The 16,060-nt window shown below is 48.3% G+C and carries 14 protein-coding genes; 5 read left to right on the top strand and 9 right to left on the bottom strand.

The annotated features are described in order from the left end of the window. Positions 1–21 precede the first annotated feature (21 nt). On the top strand, positions 22–1,536 hold the full coding sequence (locus U1I11_RS15660; protein WP_322907081.1) for an efflux RND transporter periplasmic adaptor subunit: 1,515 nt from the start codon (positions 22–24) through the stop codon (positions 1,534–1,536). A 508-nt stretch (positions 1,537–2,044) separates the two neighbouring features. Here the strand turns inward: U1I11_RS15660 and mtnK are convergent. From mtnK to U1I11_RS15635, 5 genes are all read right to left on the bottom strand, one after another. After that, positions 2,045–3,259, bottom strand: coding sequence for an S-methyl-5-thioribose kinase (mtnK, locus tag U1I11_RS15655; RefSeq protein WP_322907080.1), 1,215 nt, complete (start codon positions 3,257–3,259; stop codon positions 2,045–2,047). A 236-nt stretch (positions 3,260–3,495) separates the two neighbouring features. Beyond that, a complete protein-coding gene (locus U1I11_RS15650) occupies positions 3,496–4,482 on the bottom strand; it encodes an ABC transporter permease (protein ID WP_322907079.1) in 987 nt (328 codons plus the stop codon). Beyond that, positions 4,479–6,008: a sugar ABC transporter ATP-binding protein gene (locus U1I11_RS15645; protein ID WP_322907078.1), complete on the bottom strand. Its 1,530-nt coding sequence runs from the start codon at positions 6,006–6,008 to the stop codon at positions 4,479–4,481. Before U1I11_RS15645 ends, U1I11_RS15650 begins: the two co-directional genes overlap by 4 nt. A 216-nt stretch (positions 6,009–6,224) precedes the next feature. After that, positions 6,225–7,325: a sugar ABC transporter substrate-binding protein gene (locus U1I11_RS15640; RefSeq protein WP_322907077.1), complete on the bottom strand. Its 1,101-nt coding sequence runs from the start codon at positions 7,323–7,325 to the stop codon at positions 6,225–6,227. Positions 7,326–7,922: 597 nt separating this feature from the next. Beyond that, a complete protein-coding gene (locus U1I11_RS15635; protein ID WP_322907076.1) occupies positions 7,923–8,552 on the bottom strand; it encodes a LysE family translocator in 630 nt (209 codons plus the stop codon). Between the two features lie 701 nt (positions 8,553–9,253). On the opposite strand from U1I11_RS15635, the gene U1I11_RS15630 reads away from it, so the two are divergent. Beyond that, positions 9,254–10,147 carry an alpha/beta hydrolase gene (locus U1I11_RS15630; protein WP_322907075.1) on the top strand — a complete coding sequence of 298 codons (894 nt, stop codon included), beginning with the start codon at positions 9,254–9,256 and terminating at the stop codon, positions 10,145–10,147. A gap of 198 nt (positions 10,148–10,345) precedes the next feature. On the opposite strand, the gene U1I11_RS15625 is transcribed toward U1I11_RS15630, so the two are convergent. Beyond that, entirely contained in the window at positions 10,346–11,260 is a 915-nt protein-coding gene (locus U1I11_RS15625; protein ID WP_322907074.1) for a phosphatidate cytidylyltransferase, read from the bottom strand. 119 nt (positions 11,261–11,379) lie between these two features. On the opposite strand from U1I11_RS15625, the gene U1I11_RS15620 reads away from it, so the two are divergent. Continuing rightward, complete coding sequence (locus U1I11_RS15620) at positions 11,380–11,943, top strand: hypothetical protein (protein ID WP_322907073.1); 564 nt, start codon at positions 11,380–11,382, stop codon at positions 11,941–11,943. Between the two features lie 131 nt (positions 11,944–12,074). On the opposite strand, the gene U1I11_RS15615 is transcribed toward U1I11_RS15620, so the two are convergent. Next, a complete protein-coding gene (locus U1I11_RS15615) occupies positions 12,075–13,151 on the bottom strand; it encodes a bifunctional transcriptional activator/DNA repair enzyme AdaA (RefSeq protein WP_322907072.1) in 1,077 nt (358 codons plus the stop codon). Between the two features lie 469 nt (positions 13,152–13,620). Beyond that, on the bottom strand, positions 13,621–14,517 hold the full coding sequence (locus tag U1I11_RS15610) for a diacylglycerol/lipid kinase family protein (RefSeq protein ID WP_322907071.1): 897 nt from the start codon (positions 14,515–14,517) through the stop codon (positions 13,621–13,623). Positions 14,518–14,793: 276 nt separating this feature from the next. Between U1I11_RS15610 and U1I11_RS15605 the strand changes: the two genes are divergently transcribed. Both U1I11_RS15605 and U1I11_RS15600 read left to right on the top strand, forming a co-directional pair. After that, on the top strand, positions 14,794–14,991 hold the full coding sequence (locus tag U1I11_RS15605) for a hypothetical protein (RefSeq protein WP_322907070.1): 198 nt from the start codon (positions 14,794–14,796) through the stop codon (positions 14,989–14,991). Positions 14,992–15,012: 21 nt separating this feature from the next. Next, the gene (locus U1I11_RS15600; RefSeq protein ID WP_322907069.1) at positions 15,013–15,228 is read left to right on the top strand and encodes a hypothetical protein; all 216 of its coding nucleotides are present in this window, start codon (positions 15,013–15,015) and stop codon (positions 15,226–15,228) included. Between the two features lie 68 nt (positions 15,229–15,296). Here U1I11_RS15600 and U1I11_RS15595 read toward each other — a convergent pair whose 3' ends face one another. Beyond that, on the bottom strand, positions 15,297–15,998 hold the full coding sequence (locus U1I11_RS15595) for a hypothetical protein (RefSeq protein WP_322907068.1): 702 nt from the start codon (positions 15,996–15,998) through the stop codon (positions 15,297–15,299). Between the last annotated feature and the right edge of the window lie 62 nt (positions 15,999–16,060).

Below are 16,060 nucleotides of genomic sequence, written 5' to 3'. Positions count from 1 at the left end.
AGAACGAAAGGGAAACGAGCTATGAGAACAACAAAATGGGAAATGACTGCCGCTGCACTCGTATTAAGCACGGTGCTGCTGGCAGGTTGCTCTAATGCGAATGAAGCTGCATCCAATATGAATGTGACCGTCAAGGTCGCTTCCGCCCAGCAAGGACGGATCGGTCAAGGCGAAGTATATACCGGTACGGTCAATCCGTCCGCAACGGTCAATATCGTACCGAAAATGATGGGCAAAATCGCCGCCGTCTCCGTCGATGTCGGCACACAGGTGAAACCAGGTCAAGTATTGTTCAAATTGGAAGATGACGATTTGCAAAATAATTTGAAAATCGCACAATCGAACGTCGATGCCGCCGCTGCCGGTGTACAAACGGCACAAGCTTCGCGTGAATCAGGCATCGTCGCCGCCAATTCCGGTGTCGTCGGTTCGAAAAGCGGTGTAATCTCCGCCAAAAGTGCAATTACACAGGCACAAAATGGAATCAATCAGGCGCAATCCGCTGTCAACCAGACGAATACGGCACTAAAACAAGCACAGATTGGTGTATCGACCGCTAACAATGTGATCAAACAAACGGCAGAGGCGCTCAAAACCGCGCAATCTACATTAACACGTACACAGTCGCTGCTAAGCAACGGTTTGGCTACACAGGCTGCACTGGAACAGGCGCAAGCTGCCGTCAGCAGTGCACAGGCAGCATACAATAATGCAGTCAATGCCAAAGCAAATGCAGAAGATCAACTGCAAGCTGCTCAAAATGCGGTAACTACAGCCAATAAAAGCCTCACTACAGCACGCGAAGCGTACAGCAACGCCACTAGCGGCTATGCAAACGCTAGCGACGGCTATAGCAATGCCCAGCGTCAAGTGGCAGTAGCACAGAGCACGGCTGGCATCGCAGCAAGTCAGCAAAAGTTGACACAAGCACAGCTTAGCGTCAATATCGCCCGTGATCAACTGAACAATGCGGTCGTCAAATCACCGCTAAACGGTATCGTCGTCACCAAAAATATCGAAGTCGGCGAAATGACACCGACAGGCGCAGCTTCACTCGTCATTACCGATTTGGATACCGTGCATATTATTATTTATGTACCAGCTAGTGAAATCGATCATGTGCAAACAGGAAATGCGGTACAGATTAACGTCTCCGCCTCCGATGTGCTGGCAACCGGGCAAGTAACACGGATCGATCCACAATCGACCGATGGCAATGGCTATCCGGTGGAAATCGCTGTTTCCAACAAAGACGGCAAACTAAAACCGGGTATGCTCGCCAATGTAAGCTTTATCGGCAATGATGCCAAAACTGGTCTGATCATCCCAACCAAAGCGGTCGTCAAAGACGGTAACGATGCTTACGTGTATGTTGCTGTAAATGGCAAAGCTGTACGCAAACAAGTCACGCTTGGCACGATTAGCGGTTACCAAACGCTCATTACGAGCGGTTTAAAAGCAGGCGATCAAGTGATCGAGAACAACCAGGCATTGCTGGATGACCATACGACGATTACGTTGTCGCAAAATGGATGAGTGAGCGATAACGCTAATATCGTGTTAAAGAAAGGGATGCAGGAGCAACCGGTGCGGGCTGTGATCGGATACAATTTGAGCAACGCCGCTAAGGTTGAGCGTATACGTGAGCGTGTACAGCGTATGAATAGACAGATTTCATCGTCATGGAATATGCAGAAAAGAAAAGAGAGCCGCATCGTCTGCGTGCTCTCTTTTTCTACATGTAATGATGATCGTTCCCGTTACATGCTCGTTAGTTATCGTTCTTTCACAAGTGTAGTAGGCTGTCTCAAGTGAAAATTGTGTTTGAACGTACTTCAATCGATTCAGTACCAAGCAATGGTTAGATCGACAAACCGTAAATTTATTTGAGACAAGCTACTAGTGACTTGTCTCAAGAAGATGTAAGGTTTCGTCCATCTGAACTCTGCTTGAACCGTGCAGCATTCAGACGAACGCAATCCCTGAATAAATTTGAGACAAGCTACTAGTTCTGATCACATCTATTTATTGCAAGCCTGTCTTCCTACGCATGAACATGAATTTCCGCACCTTGATCCGCTTGCTGCAATGCTTGCACAATCTGCTCGGCATTGCGATAACGGCTGCGGTTAACGATGAAGTCGCGTGCCAGGCGTGCTGCACTCGATTTAATATGCAGGCGTTTAGCATCATCCTCAATCGCTTCGATATCTTTGGCATGCGCCAGTCCGATCACACGCCGCATCATTTCGCTGCCAGCATAGCCGACTGTATCTTCCAAAATATGTTGTAACTGATAATCCAAATAGCCCGGCACATGGGCAAAATATTCCTGATTATCCTGCTGCCACAGCTCGGTATACTGAGCTTGGAACACATCCCATACGGTCGTCACATGGCGCAGCAACGCACTGCGTGTATCGTCTTGACGAGCGAATGCTGACAGCAGCGTATTGGCGATAAACAGCCCGATATCATAGCCGATTGGTCCGTAAAAGGCAAACTCTGGATCGATCACCTTTGTTTCGTCATCGCTCGCAAAAATACTGCCGGTATGCAAATCGCCATGCAGCAATGCTTCGGCAGAAGTCATAAAATGCTGTTTGAGCTTGGCGCCTTCCAGCAGCAGTGCATTGTCTTGCCAAAGCTGCTTGGCAAGCTCGCTTAGACCGGGTTCCACCGCATTGCTCTCATCGTTGATTAGCGGATAGGTGAATACGAAATTTTCGGTAATTTTGCACAGTTCTGGGTTATGGAATTGCAATGCCAGCTCGCGCCGCGCATCCGCACCGAGCGCAAAATCCGAAGTGCCGTACAGCGTACGCGCCAAATATGCACCGATATGTGTGGATAGCAGCGGATAGATTGCCCCTTCAGCAAAGCCAGTGCGCACAATTTTCAATCTGGACAAGTCTTCCATTACCGTAATCGCATACTGCTCATCCGTATGATGCACGACCGGCACATAATCCGGTGCATAGCGGGCAAAAATTTGCAGCGCTTCACTTTCCATCCGCGCCCGTTCCAGCGTCAGCGGCCAGCTTTCTCCGATCACACGCACATAAGGCAGTGCCTGCTTAATAATGATGCCGCGTCCGGTTGCGGACTCCGTAATATGAAAAACGAGATTCAGATTGCCGTCTCCAATCTCACGACAACTTAGCTCTGTATCGCCAGCAAACAGATGCAGTTTGACGGCAAGCGCAATCGCTGTCTGTTCGTTTAACGGCTCATACGTTCCTTGGGCAGCTATGCTCATAATCGACCATCCCTCCTATTTTGTGTACGCCAACCAAGTTAACTTTCAATTTTGATTGTATGCTGAAGCCGTTATAAATAAAATGGTGCGCCCGTTTCAAAATTAAAATTATGCTCGGTTAAGCGACCAAAAGTCGTCCTCCCTTTATCTCCTTGCCGCAGTGAAATGTACTGCATACATTGCACATCAATAATGTTGCCTTAAGCGCCGATTCGTAACTTGAAGCGCAGTTAAACTTACACCTTTTGTCGAGCACGGTGCACAAACGTAACCGCAAGTGCCAATACGAGTACAACGCCTTTGACGATATCGGTAGCGTAATATTGTACGTTGAGCATCGTCATGCCGTTAACGAGAATGCCCATCAGTACAGCGCCGAAAAAGGTGCCGATGACGTTAGGGCGACCTGCGCCGAAGACGGAATAACCGACAAATACGGCTGCCAGTGCGTCCATTTGCATCGAGGAACCGGCATCGACTTGTCCGGAGCCGACGCGGGCGGCGAACAGAATGCCGCCGATCGCCGCGAAAATGCCAGATGTGACATAAGCGAGCGTACGGATACGGTTGACGCGTAAGCCGGATAAGCGTGCCGCTTCTTCATTGCTACCAGTCATAATCATTTGGCGACCGCCGCGTGTATATTTGAAAAATAGATGCATCCCAATGACCGCCAAAATCATTAAAATGACTGGAAACGGAATGCCCAGCAACCTGCCTTGACCGATCCATAGAAATGAATCGAGCATGACGCCTGGCGCTTTGGTGCCATCCTGAAATTGCATATTGTTGTAGATTGCATAACCTTTAGTGTACGTACGGTGAATCCCGCTAATGATGTACATGACCGCCAGTGTGGCGAGCAAATCGGGAATCCGAATTTTGACGATTAATAAGGAATTGAGCAAGCCAACGAGCGCACCGAGAATGAGCGGTACGATAATGACGACGATGAGTGGCATTTGATACCAGACCATGATCGCTGCCGCGACGACGGTCGTGAGCGATACGGTCGAACCTGCGGACAGATCGAAGCCGTCTACGGTGAGCGAAACGGTAATGCCGATCGCGACAAAGGTGACGATCGAGATCGAGCGCAAAATATCGGTAATATTGTTGTACGTCAAAAAGTGTGTGTTATACACGGAAAAGAAAATCAGCACCAGACCGATAAAGATCAGCGCTCCATAACGATATGACAATTGGCCCAACTGGTGTTTCATACAAGTTCCTCCCGGCCTGCGCTGGCGTAATATAACAAATCCTGATGCGAAGCTTCGCCATAAGCGAATGACTTAATAATCCGTCCGTCACACATCACCAGTATGCGATCAGCCAGTCCAAGCGCTTCTTCAAACTCGCAGGTCAGATACAAAATGCCTTTGCCCTGCTGAGCCAAACCGCCGATCACCTTAAAAATATCGCGTTTGGCTCCAATATCGACCCCTTTGGTCGGTTCATCCAAAATGTAAATGTCAGCGTTCGTTTCCATCCATTTGCCGATCGCTACCTTTTGCTGATTGCCGCCGCTTAAATAGCCGGTTAGCTGGCGATCCGATGCGGCTTTGATGCCAAGCGCACCGATCAGGCGATCGCCGTGTTTGCGTTCAGCGCGTCCTGAGATGATGCCGAGCGACGTAATCTTTTGCAGCATCGGTAGACTGAGATTGTGCAGTACCGATTGTTTGACGAGTATGCCTTCCTTACGCCGTTCTTCCGGCACAAGCACGATGCCTGCTTTGATCGCTTGCTGTGGCGAGCGCGCCCGCACTCGTTTGCCATTGAGTTCGATCGTACCGCGCTCCGGCACATCCGCACCGAATAGCAGCTTGGACAGCTCGGTTTTGCCAGCGCCGACAAGTCCGACGATCGCAACAATTTCGCCGCTGCACACTTCAAGGCTCACATCCTGCACATGTCGTCCTGCTGCCAGATGGCGTACAGACAGTAGCGGATCGCCAATATCGACAAACACTTTTGGATATTCTTCTTCAAACGCACGCCCTAGCATCGAATGTACGACTTCATTCGCGTTCGTGTCGGCAGTAGGCAATGTGCTCACCCGCTTGCCGTCCCGCATCACCGTAATTCGATCACATACCCGGAAAATTTCCGGCAAACGATGCGAAATGAAAATAACGCCGATGCCTTGCGCTTTCAGTTCCTGCATAATCGTAAACAAACGCTGCGCTTCTTCGATACTAAGCGGTGCGGTCGGCTCATCCAAAATGACAAACCGCGCTTGTTCCGCCATCACGCGCGCGATTAGCACGAGCTGTTTTTCCGCCAATGTTAGCGTGCTCACCTGTTTGCGTGCATCGATCGCAAAGCCGAGCCGTTTGAGCATATGTTCCGCTTCAGCATAGAGCGATTTCCAATTTACGATTGGACTGCCGCCGGAAGCGGTAATACGATGCAGCAAAATATTTTCGGCTACCGACAATTGCGGAATAAGCGACGTATCGACTTCTTGGTATACACATTGAATGCCAGCACGCTTGGCGGCGGCAGGTGAATCGATCGTGATCGGTTTGCCGTCAATCGTAATGCTGCCCTGGTCGGCGCTGTAGGCACCGGACAATATTTTCATCAGCGTACTTTTGCCTGCGCCATTGGCACCGAGCAAAGCGTGAATCTCACCGCTGTTCACCTGAAAGTCCACATCCTGCAGCGCGGGTACATTGGCAAACGATTTGAACATACCGGTCATCTGGAGGCTGCCACCGGCTGTCGCTGCGGAATTACTCATGATGATGCTCCTTTCTGTTGCTGCTTGTAATAGCAAAGTATCCACCTGCACGGGCATAAACCGCACAGGTGGATCGGTACTATTATAGGTTGATAGAGATGATCGCGGTTAGACATAGCGGCACTGTCGGCATATAACAGCGGTACAGCAAACATCAAAGCGAGCCTGTTCATTCACCGCTATGTGCGTACAATGATCATGTCTGACTGACGCTACTTATTTGCCAGCAGCGACGGAAGCTTCCAGCTCTTTCAATTGATCGGTATTGCCTTGATCGCTGTCACCCCAGCCTTTTACGTACTGGTTCAGGTCAGCGGTCGTTACTTTTTTGTCTTTTGGCAGTTCTTCGCGAGTGACGTATACCGGTTCCAGCTCGACTTTGTCATCGGTTTTGTTACCGGCGAATTTCTGATACAAATAACGAACTTGTACGCGACCGATTGTAGTCGGATCAACGGCTGCGGAAGCGACCCACGGGCTTTTCGGGTCTTGGATCATGCTCAAGTCCTCATCGCTCATATCGATACCGTACACTTTGATTTCATCGCGTCCGGCTTGTTTGATCGCATTCGATGCACCTTTGGCAAATTCATCCCATGCTGCCCATACAGCGGTAATATCGCCTTTGTTCGGGTATTGCTTCAAAATCGCTTCCATTTGTGTTTGGGCATCCAACTGCGCGTTGTCCGCTGTACCAAAAGCGGCGATTTCTTTAATGTTTGGATATTTTTCCTGGAACTTTTTATAGGAGATTTGGCGCGATTCCATCGGTGGGAAACCAGCGACCCAGATTTTTACGATATTGCCTTTGCCGCCTGCATCTTTGGCAAGCTGCTCCAGCGTCATTTCAGCCATTTTTTGATCGTTTTGCGCCAGGCTCGTTACGCCTTGGATGCCGTCCAGTGCAGAGTCAAACGCCACGACCGGAATGCCAGCTTGCACCGCTTTTTGCACACCAGCAGTCAATGCGCCTGCATCGCCGTGGTCGATCAAAATACCGTCAAATTGACCTTGGTTTACGGCTGCATCTAGCGAGGATGCCATTTTGCTCAAATCGTTGTCTGCGGCAATGACGGTCACCGTACCGCCGTATTTGGCGACTTGATTTTTAACCCCGTCTACATATTGTGCGGAAAATGTACCGTTGTTCAGACGCATAATCAATGCAATATTTTTACCTGCGAGCGGATTGCCGGATGTTTTCTCTGCGCTTCCGGAGGCAGTCGTATTGGCGTTACCACTTCCACAAGCACTTAGCACGACGGCGAAGATCACCAGGATAGCAAGCAAGGCTGTCGATTTCAAACGAATATTCATTTTCTTTTTCCCCCTGTACATGGTTGCATTAAAGCTTTAAATGAGTTATGACCAGCGATATTAGAATTTAATATAGAAGCTAAAACCAAGTATGTCAATTGGTTTTGTGAAAATAAAAATAATGACTTTTTTACTTCTTATAAAATTCAGGATAAATGGATATTAATGTATGAATTATGAATAAAAATAAATAGGATCGTCGTAAAGAGTGTTGGAACATTCAGGGTATGTCTGCATATGATTTCTTGTATTTGTAAATTATGACGGATCATTTTGGCATCATGGATAAAATGGAGCAGCCGGCGAAGCAAAATGGGGATAGTTCATATCTATGCATGTTCATAGGTGAAGCTCATACCCGTAACAATAGCGAACTTGCGTAAGCCTGGATATTAGTTTACCACCTTATATGATATTGGGGAGTGGGTGTAGGTATATCTTTTTCCTATAACAGATTGGAGATAGGAGCGAGCATAAGCAAAAGGTTGGAATACAAACAAAGGCAACGGTATATCGATTGCAGATGCCATCGCCGCAGTCGCGCTATTAAACATTTTATGCCCAGATCAACATCGTACGAATGAAGTGCTTCATCTACTAACGGCTGCTTAAAGCGACTTTCAATCCAATCACGGCAAAAATCACACCTTGAATCCGGTTCATATGGTGCGAAATGAGCGGGCTGCGCAGCATCAATCCCCGTACACGATCGGCAAACAGGCTAATTAAGCCGAACAGCAGCAATGCTTGCAACAGGAAAATCGTGCCGAGCACGAGCATTTGCACCGGCACCAGCCCGGCTTCACGGTGGATAAATGGTGGTAACAGAGCAAGGAAAAATAGCGATACTTTCGGATTAAGCACATTCATCAAAATGCCACGGCGATACAATGCTGTTAACGTATAGTGCGGAACACGATGGTCTCCGCTCCATGCGGCACCGCTCTGCACACGAAAGGAACGCCATGCCAAATAGAGCAAATAGGCGGCACCGGCATATTTGACCAGATTAAAAGCGAGTGCCGATTGATAAATAAGCACCGAAATGCCGAGCGTAGCGGCTGTAATATGTACAATTAGCCCGGTACAGAGACCGAGTGTGGTGGCAAAACCGGCTCGTTTGCCCTGTACGATACTCTGGGCAAGTACAAACATATTGTCCGGACCAGGAATAAGTGTTAGCAACATAGCCGTGCCAAGAAACGAGACAAGCGTCCATACATCCATATGAAATCAGCTCCTTTATTACACCTCGTGTTTGAAACCCACAAACACTAAAGGTATGGTTTTTGCTGTGCAAAAACCTTTTTTCATTACACCTCGTGTTTGAAACCCACAAACACTAAAGGTATGGTTTTTGCTGTGCAAAAACCTTTTTTTATTGCACCTCGTGTTTGAAACCCACAAACACTAATTGCTATTGATTATAACGGGATTTGCTGGAAATGGCATTTGTTTGCAGACAAATGCAAGTTTGGCGGGTAGAAATGACGTTGTGGGCATGTTAGCTATAGCGGATAGTTATAGGCAAATAAGCCAATGGCGCGCCATGAAAGGGGGTATACGCTAGAATAGGGAACATTTGTCTGGTCAGTTATGTATTTGCTTGGCTCGCTTCGTTGCAGCATTCATTGTAGCAGCAAGTTTGAATCGTCGATAAAATGGGCATATAGTAAAAGTAAGGCAAATAGCAGACTATAATTGTGTAAACAGAGCAGTACGATGCACGGTCAATTATCGCGCTGAACATATACGTGTACAACAGCATCATAATCGATGCTGTACATACCGCATTACAGTCAGTACAGCTCAGTAGTAACAACTACAGATAGCATGCTGTCTATTGCCTATTCATGTTAACCGGTTAGCAGGCGTTTGTATTTCATGCTATTTTTGCATATTTCAAATGACGAAACGGAGTGAATCACATGAACCAACAGCAACAGATCGAAATGGCACGTCAAATTAGAGAGCGGAGTTTTGCACAGGTGGATGGCTCGGTGCTGGCTCCGCCGCATCTGCCGGCAGCACAGCGCGAACAAATTCGGATTCCAACTTCGCTTGTGGACGCGCGCGCCAATGTGTATCGTCCGCTTGAGCAGGAAGTGCCATTGCCTGTGTTTATTAATTTGCACGGTGGTGGCTTTATTATGGGAGCACCGGAAATGGACGATCCGTGGTGCGCTTTAATTGCGGAACGTACCGGCTGTGTTGTTGTGAATGTCGATTATGTGCTAGCACCAGAGCATAAATTTCCGGCACCTGTCTATCAGTGCTATGAAATTGCGCAATGGGTGTACCAACATGCCGATCAATTAGGGATCGATCCGCAGCGAATGGCGATCGGTGGGCATAGTGCAGGCGGCAATCTATCGGCGGCGGTGTGTATTTTGAATCGTGAGCGTGGCGATGAGCTGCCGATCCGGTATCAGATTTTGGACTATCCACCGCTTGATTTGGCAACCGATCCGGGTGATAAGCCTGATTTTGCCGAAGCGATTCCGGCGGAGATGGCACGTACATTTAATGCGATGTATATCGATCATGTGGACGATGCGCGCGACCGACTCGCTTCGCCAGTTTGGGCAGCGGATGAAGCGTTACAAGGGTTGCCGCCTGCGCTTGTCATTACGGCAGGCAAAGATTCACTAGCTGCTGAAGCGAAGAAATATGCGCAGCGTCTGCAAGCAGCTGGTGTGCCGGTGCTGTATCGCGACTATCCGGGTGAAGCGCATGGTTTTACGCATAACGGTACTGCCGCCAATTCGTTGGAAGCATGGGAGCTGATGGCAGATCAGTTGCAGGCGGCATTTGCAAAATAGAAATAAATAAACAATAAATAAAACACAATAGACTAATAGCCACCATTGCCTGTCACTCGGCGCTGGTGGCTATTGAAGATGGGCAGATCGTTGCAACGGATGATGAACATCGTCCTACGTCTCCCTTAAAAATCAGGTGTGTATGTCATATGATCAAGATCATAGGGCAGATGCTGTACATAAGCGAAAACTGTACGTTTACATAAAATCAAATACATAACGCACGACATGAAAAAAGACGGGCGCCGTATACGTCAAACTATCGACTCGACTTAAATAGCTTTCTTTGAGCGCTTCGGCACGGTCGCTGTCACCGATCAGCAAATCACGCTTAAGCACCGACAACGTTAAACTGCCAAAAAATCCGGCAAGGCTCGTTAACGCCCCAATAATGAGCGCAAACTTCCAGCCAAATGGGGTCAAATACGGATGAATCCAATACGAAGCGAGCGTCGTTGCCACAAATGCACAGGCAAACCCTTCCCATGTAATATGCGGATTCGAAGTCGGCACGATGCGGCGTTTGCCGATATACATCGATGCCACATAATGCACCACATCGTTCAGTTGGGTTAGCACGACGAGGAACAGCACTAAACCGCCACCATATTGCGGCGTCGCAAACGGAAAATACGCCAAATGGCTAAGCCCGAACACCATAAGCATAAGCCCCCATTGGGTCGAGCTGACACTGCGTAAAAAGCCGCCGGTTCCTTTGTTAATTAAACGTGGCAACGGCAACAGCAAAAACACATAAATCGGGATAAACACGATAAACATGCCGTACCAGCCGATATAAATCCAGTAAAATTGCAGCGGAATCGCCAAATACGACCATAAGAACAGCCGCCGATCGGCTTTGCGGGTGCGAATCATCGAATAATATTCTTGAAGCGCAAAAAAGGTCAACACCATCAGCGATAGCAGCGACACGATCGGATTAAACAATGTCGCGAGGCAGAAAATAACAAACATCCCCCACCATGTCTTAATGCGCGCGCCAATCACGCGATAATCTTTTGCCGGTTGCAGTTTGCCGATCACTATGTATACGACTTGAATGACGAGCATTGCCGCAAAAATTAAACTAAGCGTAAGCACAGAAGCACTCATATCGCCTCACCATCCTATCTTCCCATCCATAATTGTCTGTCAAATGATGACTGAGCAGACAGGTACTCCTATGTTATTATGAAGCAATAACGTTAACTTGATAAGAGGGGAATCGCAGCATGAGTGAAGCACAGGCAGAAAAGTCAGTTTATATTTTGCTGACCAACACCGGAACATTATTCACGCGCATGATCCAATTGTATACGAAGGCACCGTACAACCATGCTTCGATTTCATTTGACCGGGAGCTGCAAGAGCTGTACAGCTTTGGACGCAAACATCCGAGCAACCCGCTGCACGGCGGTTTTGTGAAGGAAAATATCGCGACAGGTACATACAGCAAATATCCGAAGACGACCTGTGTCATTTACGAGCTGAACGTAACGGAGCGTGAAGTCGAGAAGATGAAGCGTGTGCTGAACATTTTTATCCGCAGCAGTCCGAAATATGGCTACAACTTGCTCGGTGTGATCGGCGTGGCGCTACAGGAGCCGGTGGAGTTTAGCAATTCTTATTTTTGCTCGCAATTTGTAGCGGAGATTTTGCATCGTTCCGGTATTAAGTTGTGGCATAAATTGCCTGCATTGGTAACGCCTAATGATCTGCGGATGAGCGAGCGGCTACGGATTGTGTATGAGGGCAAATTGCGCGATTATCGCCCAGAGACAGAGGAAGCGGATTAGGCTAGTGGCAAGGTAGACAGATCGGTTAAAAAGGCGCAACAGGAAGCAACTGTTTATGCGTCAAAGTCCATTTCTCAAACAGAGCATCGGTAACGACAAATCGCTCATTTACGTCTATATAAACAACAAATTCAACTACTTTCCTGCTCCGTCGCTGCCTGCATGCGCTGCTTATATTCATGCTTTAGCAGCCAATCTTTACGCGTCAGCCCACCTGCATAGCCGCCCAGTTCGCCGCCTGATGTGATCACACGGTGGCATGGGATAATGACGGCGAGCTGGTTGGAACCATTCGCTCGTGCGACCGCGCGGGAAGCGGTTGGGCGTCCAAGTGCGCTGGCGATTTGCTGATACGAACGCGTTTCGCCGGACGGAATTTGCATAAGCTGCTGCCATACACTTTGCTGAAATGGGGAGCCGATCATACGAATCGGTGTGTTAAACTGCGTTAATGTTCCGGCAAAATAGTGTTCTAGCTCGCGCTCAATCTCATCGATCGGTTCCGTGCGCCCCGGAATGATCGCCGCCTTTTCCCGTAGTCGCAGCCGCTCCACTTCGCGCTCTAGCCCGCGTCGGTCGACGAATTCCAGCAGTACGAGCGACTGCTCATCAGCGATCGCCAGCATCGGGCCAAGCGGTGTGTCAAGCCAGGTCGCTTTGAGCACATGATCGCCGTCCAACCGTGTCGGAGCATTGCCCATAATGCGTGCAAACGCATCGCGGAAGCCGCTGCTCGATTCGTAGCCTGTATCTAATTGGCTATCGATCACACTGCGACCGGAGCGGATATTTTGGAGTGCAATGCCCATCCGGCGTGCCCGTGCGTATTCGACAAATGTCATACCAAACCGCTTTTTGAACTGGCGTCGTGCGGTCGATTCGTCGATGGCTAGCTCGCGAAAATCTTGCGTTTTCCAGCGCTTTTCCGGATTGCGTTCGACCGCTTCCACCAATGTGCGGATGACGGCAGACACATGATTCGGGTGGGACAGTGGACGACAGCGCTGGCATGGGCGAAAGGAAGCGAGCAGCGCTTGCTGCGCCGTCTCGAAAAAGTCGCAATTTTCAAACTTTGGCTTACGCGCCGGGCATGTGGGACGGCAGAAAATACCGGTCGTTTTGACACCAACGTAAAATAAACCTTCATATTCCGTATTTTTGGACACTAATGCCTCGTAATATTCCTGTTTGCGATCCAGTGTAATCATCCGTACACGTCCTTTCCTGTATCGACTTCATATATGTATTATATCGTCTGTACGGTTGGAGAAGCGCCGAAAATCAGGCATGTATTTTGGTGTTTTGAGAAAATAGGATGAGGAATAGAGGGGATAGAGAGCGTATATTGTACGTAGCTTGCCGTTTATTCATAGGTCTATTTTTCTAATAGACAAAATTAATATGTAACATAGTCAATATAGCGAGTGTATGTTATACGTTTGCACGACAAACGAAGATGGAACGGTATTCAAGCGCGAGCACAAAAAATGAAGGGTGATGTTCAAGCCCTTCATTTTTATGCCCTATTTAATTCAATCGACGATTCGTCACATAGTGATCATTAGCGTTGTGGTCATATCGGATTCGGAGTGCTATCATTTTGGCAGCAGTCGGAGTACGATTTGCTAATCCGCCGATTGGCTACGACGATAAACTTACATACATGCAGCTCCAACCTTACTCCGTATCCTCCGGCACGATCACTTCCACATACGCCGGCAAAATATGCATTTCAATCGGCAATGCTGGGCCTTCTTCACCATCCACATTCGTTCGTACCGGTTCATCCGAGCGCACGACGATTTGGCGTGCGGTGAAATAAGTGACATCATGATGCGCTTTGAGCTGACCGAACAGCAGTGAGGTGCCTACGGCGAGCGAGTTGAGCAGACTGAGATTGTGGATAATAAATCCGTGCAGCAGTCCGTCATCGACTTTAGCATCCGGGGCGATCTGCTCAAAGCCGCCGACCGAATTCGTTAATGTGGCGAGAAATAATGGCGATTCACCAGACCATGTTTTGCCATCATATTCGATCGTTAGTGGCGAAGCAGCACCACCGAGTAGCTCTTTGAACCCTTCGCGAAAATAGGCGAACGCGCCTAGCTTGGATTTATCTTCCGAGCTGACCGAAGATAATGATTCGGCAAGCGATCCAGCAGCGACAACATTGGCGAACAGCCGATCATTAAGCCGCGCCATATCTACTTTACGCCGTTTAGGTGATAACAATGTACGAATCGCTTCGTCCGTATGGAGCGGAATATGTAATGCTCGTGCAAAGTCATTGACCGTTCCGAGCGGGATAACACCGAGCAGCGGACGATGTTCCTGATCGAGCAACCCGTTAATCGTCTCGTGCAGTGTACCGTCCCCACCGACCGAGATGACCAGATCAAAACAATCTGCACAGGCGGACGCGCAATATTTGGTCGCATCGAGTTCTTTGGCAGTTTCATTGATTACCACATCATAGTCGGCTTCATCACGCAGCAGTTGCTCGATTTTGTCCACATACTGCTGCGCCTGCTCTTTACCGGAGGAAGGATTAATAATAATCATAGCTCGCTTCACGGGAATGTTCCTTTCTGTATTTAAAGTGATATTTGCCCAGCGATATGTCTTACTTGTATATACCCCAAAATTACGGCTGTGCTCTATGATTTGTGTTAGTGTGTAGTATTATTCATCCACCCAAAAGTACGTAGAACAAGTTTGCCTACTGCCGATCAGCTGTTATGTATGCAGAAGTATACTGGAACCATTTATGTACTGTGAAATGATTAAATGTTTTTAGTAGTGGACATGTAGCTTCTACTAACAGGGGGCAAAACGTTTGGGCAGAAAGTAATGGAAGATGTGAAAAGTAATATCATACCTAATGCAAGACATGGTGCAGAAGCAGGTGCTGTTGAAGGAGCGATCGCTTTTTCGGAATTTGGTCCACCTGAAGTTATTATGGGAGGGATTACGGGAGCCTCTTTCGGAACGCTTGGAGGAGTTATAACAACGGGTTGGCAAGCGATAAATAATGCGATTTTCAAATAAATTGCTAATGGAGTGAGCGCAATGAGACCAAAAACAGCCTTCCTTTTAAAAAACTCTTTCATTACAGGAGTTATTTGTAATGTAACTATAATGATACTGCTCGGGATCGACCATAGCTTTACAACTGCAAAAGATACATGGATTCAGCTAAGCACATGGATTCCAGTATGTTTTATTATCGGTTATGGAATCAGCGAAGTGAAATGGAGATTTAAACATGGACGATTTGGCAAATGAATAGGCTAACCGTTACATGCTTTGGCTGAATCTCGTACTGGGTTGGATATAAAAGTATAGTAAACTATTTACCCCGGATACTCAATATCCTGCTCACTATACACATACGCATACCAGTTTGCCGAGCCGGTAATGGAATAGGTGAGTCGCATGAAGCCGTTTGGGTTCATATCCAACTGGGCAGAGGTGATGCCTTGTTCGTAAAAGTCACCGTTCACTACATAATGAATCGTATTCGGGTCGGCAAGCAATACGTCAATCTTGCCGGCAAACGGTTTGTTCAAACTGCCAAAGGTGTGTACAAGATGGTAGGAGATAATGCGTTTGATTGAACGGGTCGAGCCGTTTTGCTCGGTTTCGCAGTATAGTTTGACATACGGGGTAAATGTATCGGTTGCATGAAAAAAAGAGGTGAATACGACATAGCGCGCCTGCTCGTTCGCCATCGCCTCAGCGCTTTGATCGGTTGCAATCCACTGGCGCGCTTGCTCCATCGTAATGTTCGTATCGGTTGCCATTTGTGCGGCGAGACCGTCCAGTGTCATACTTTCGCTTGTGATCGTACGTGCCGGTAAAGCGCCGAGTGCGGTAGGGCGGCTCGTTTCGGCTTCGGCGGTGTGCTCGTTATTCGCGACCGCAAGCGGAGCAGCCGCTTGACCTGCCAACAAATCCGGTGATGACGTAGAGACAACGTGACGCTCGTTAGCAACATGCACATACGCTACGAGCGCAATCGCGGCAGCAAGCAGTGCGGCAGCTTTTTTTTGCATCGTCATCTCTCCTCCCGTAAAATGGATGTTGCGACAGCGGGGTAGCGGCGGATGGGGACAAA

This window comes from Paenibacillus campi (assembly GCF_034659835.1).
Lineage (GTDB): Bacteria > Bacillota > Bacilli > Paenibacillales > Paenibacillaceae > Saccharibacillus > Saccharibacillus campi.
The sequence above is the reverse complement of the archived record's forward strand: the minus strand, read 5'-3'. Positions and strand labels throughout refer to the sequence as shown.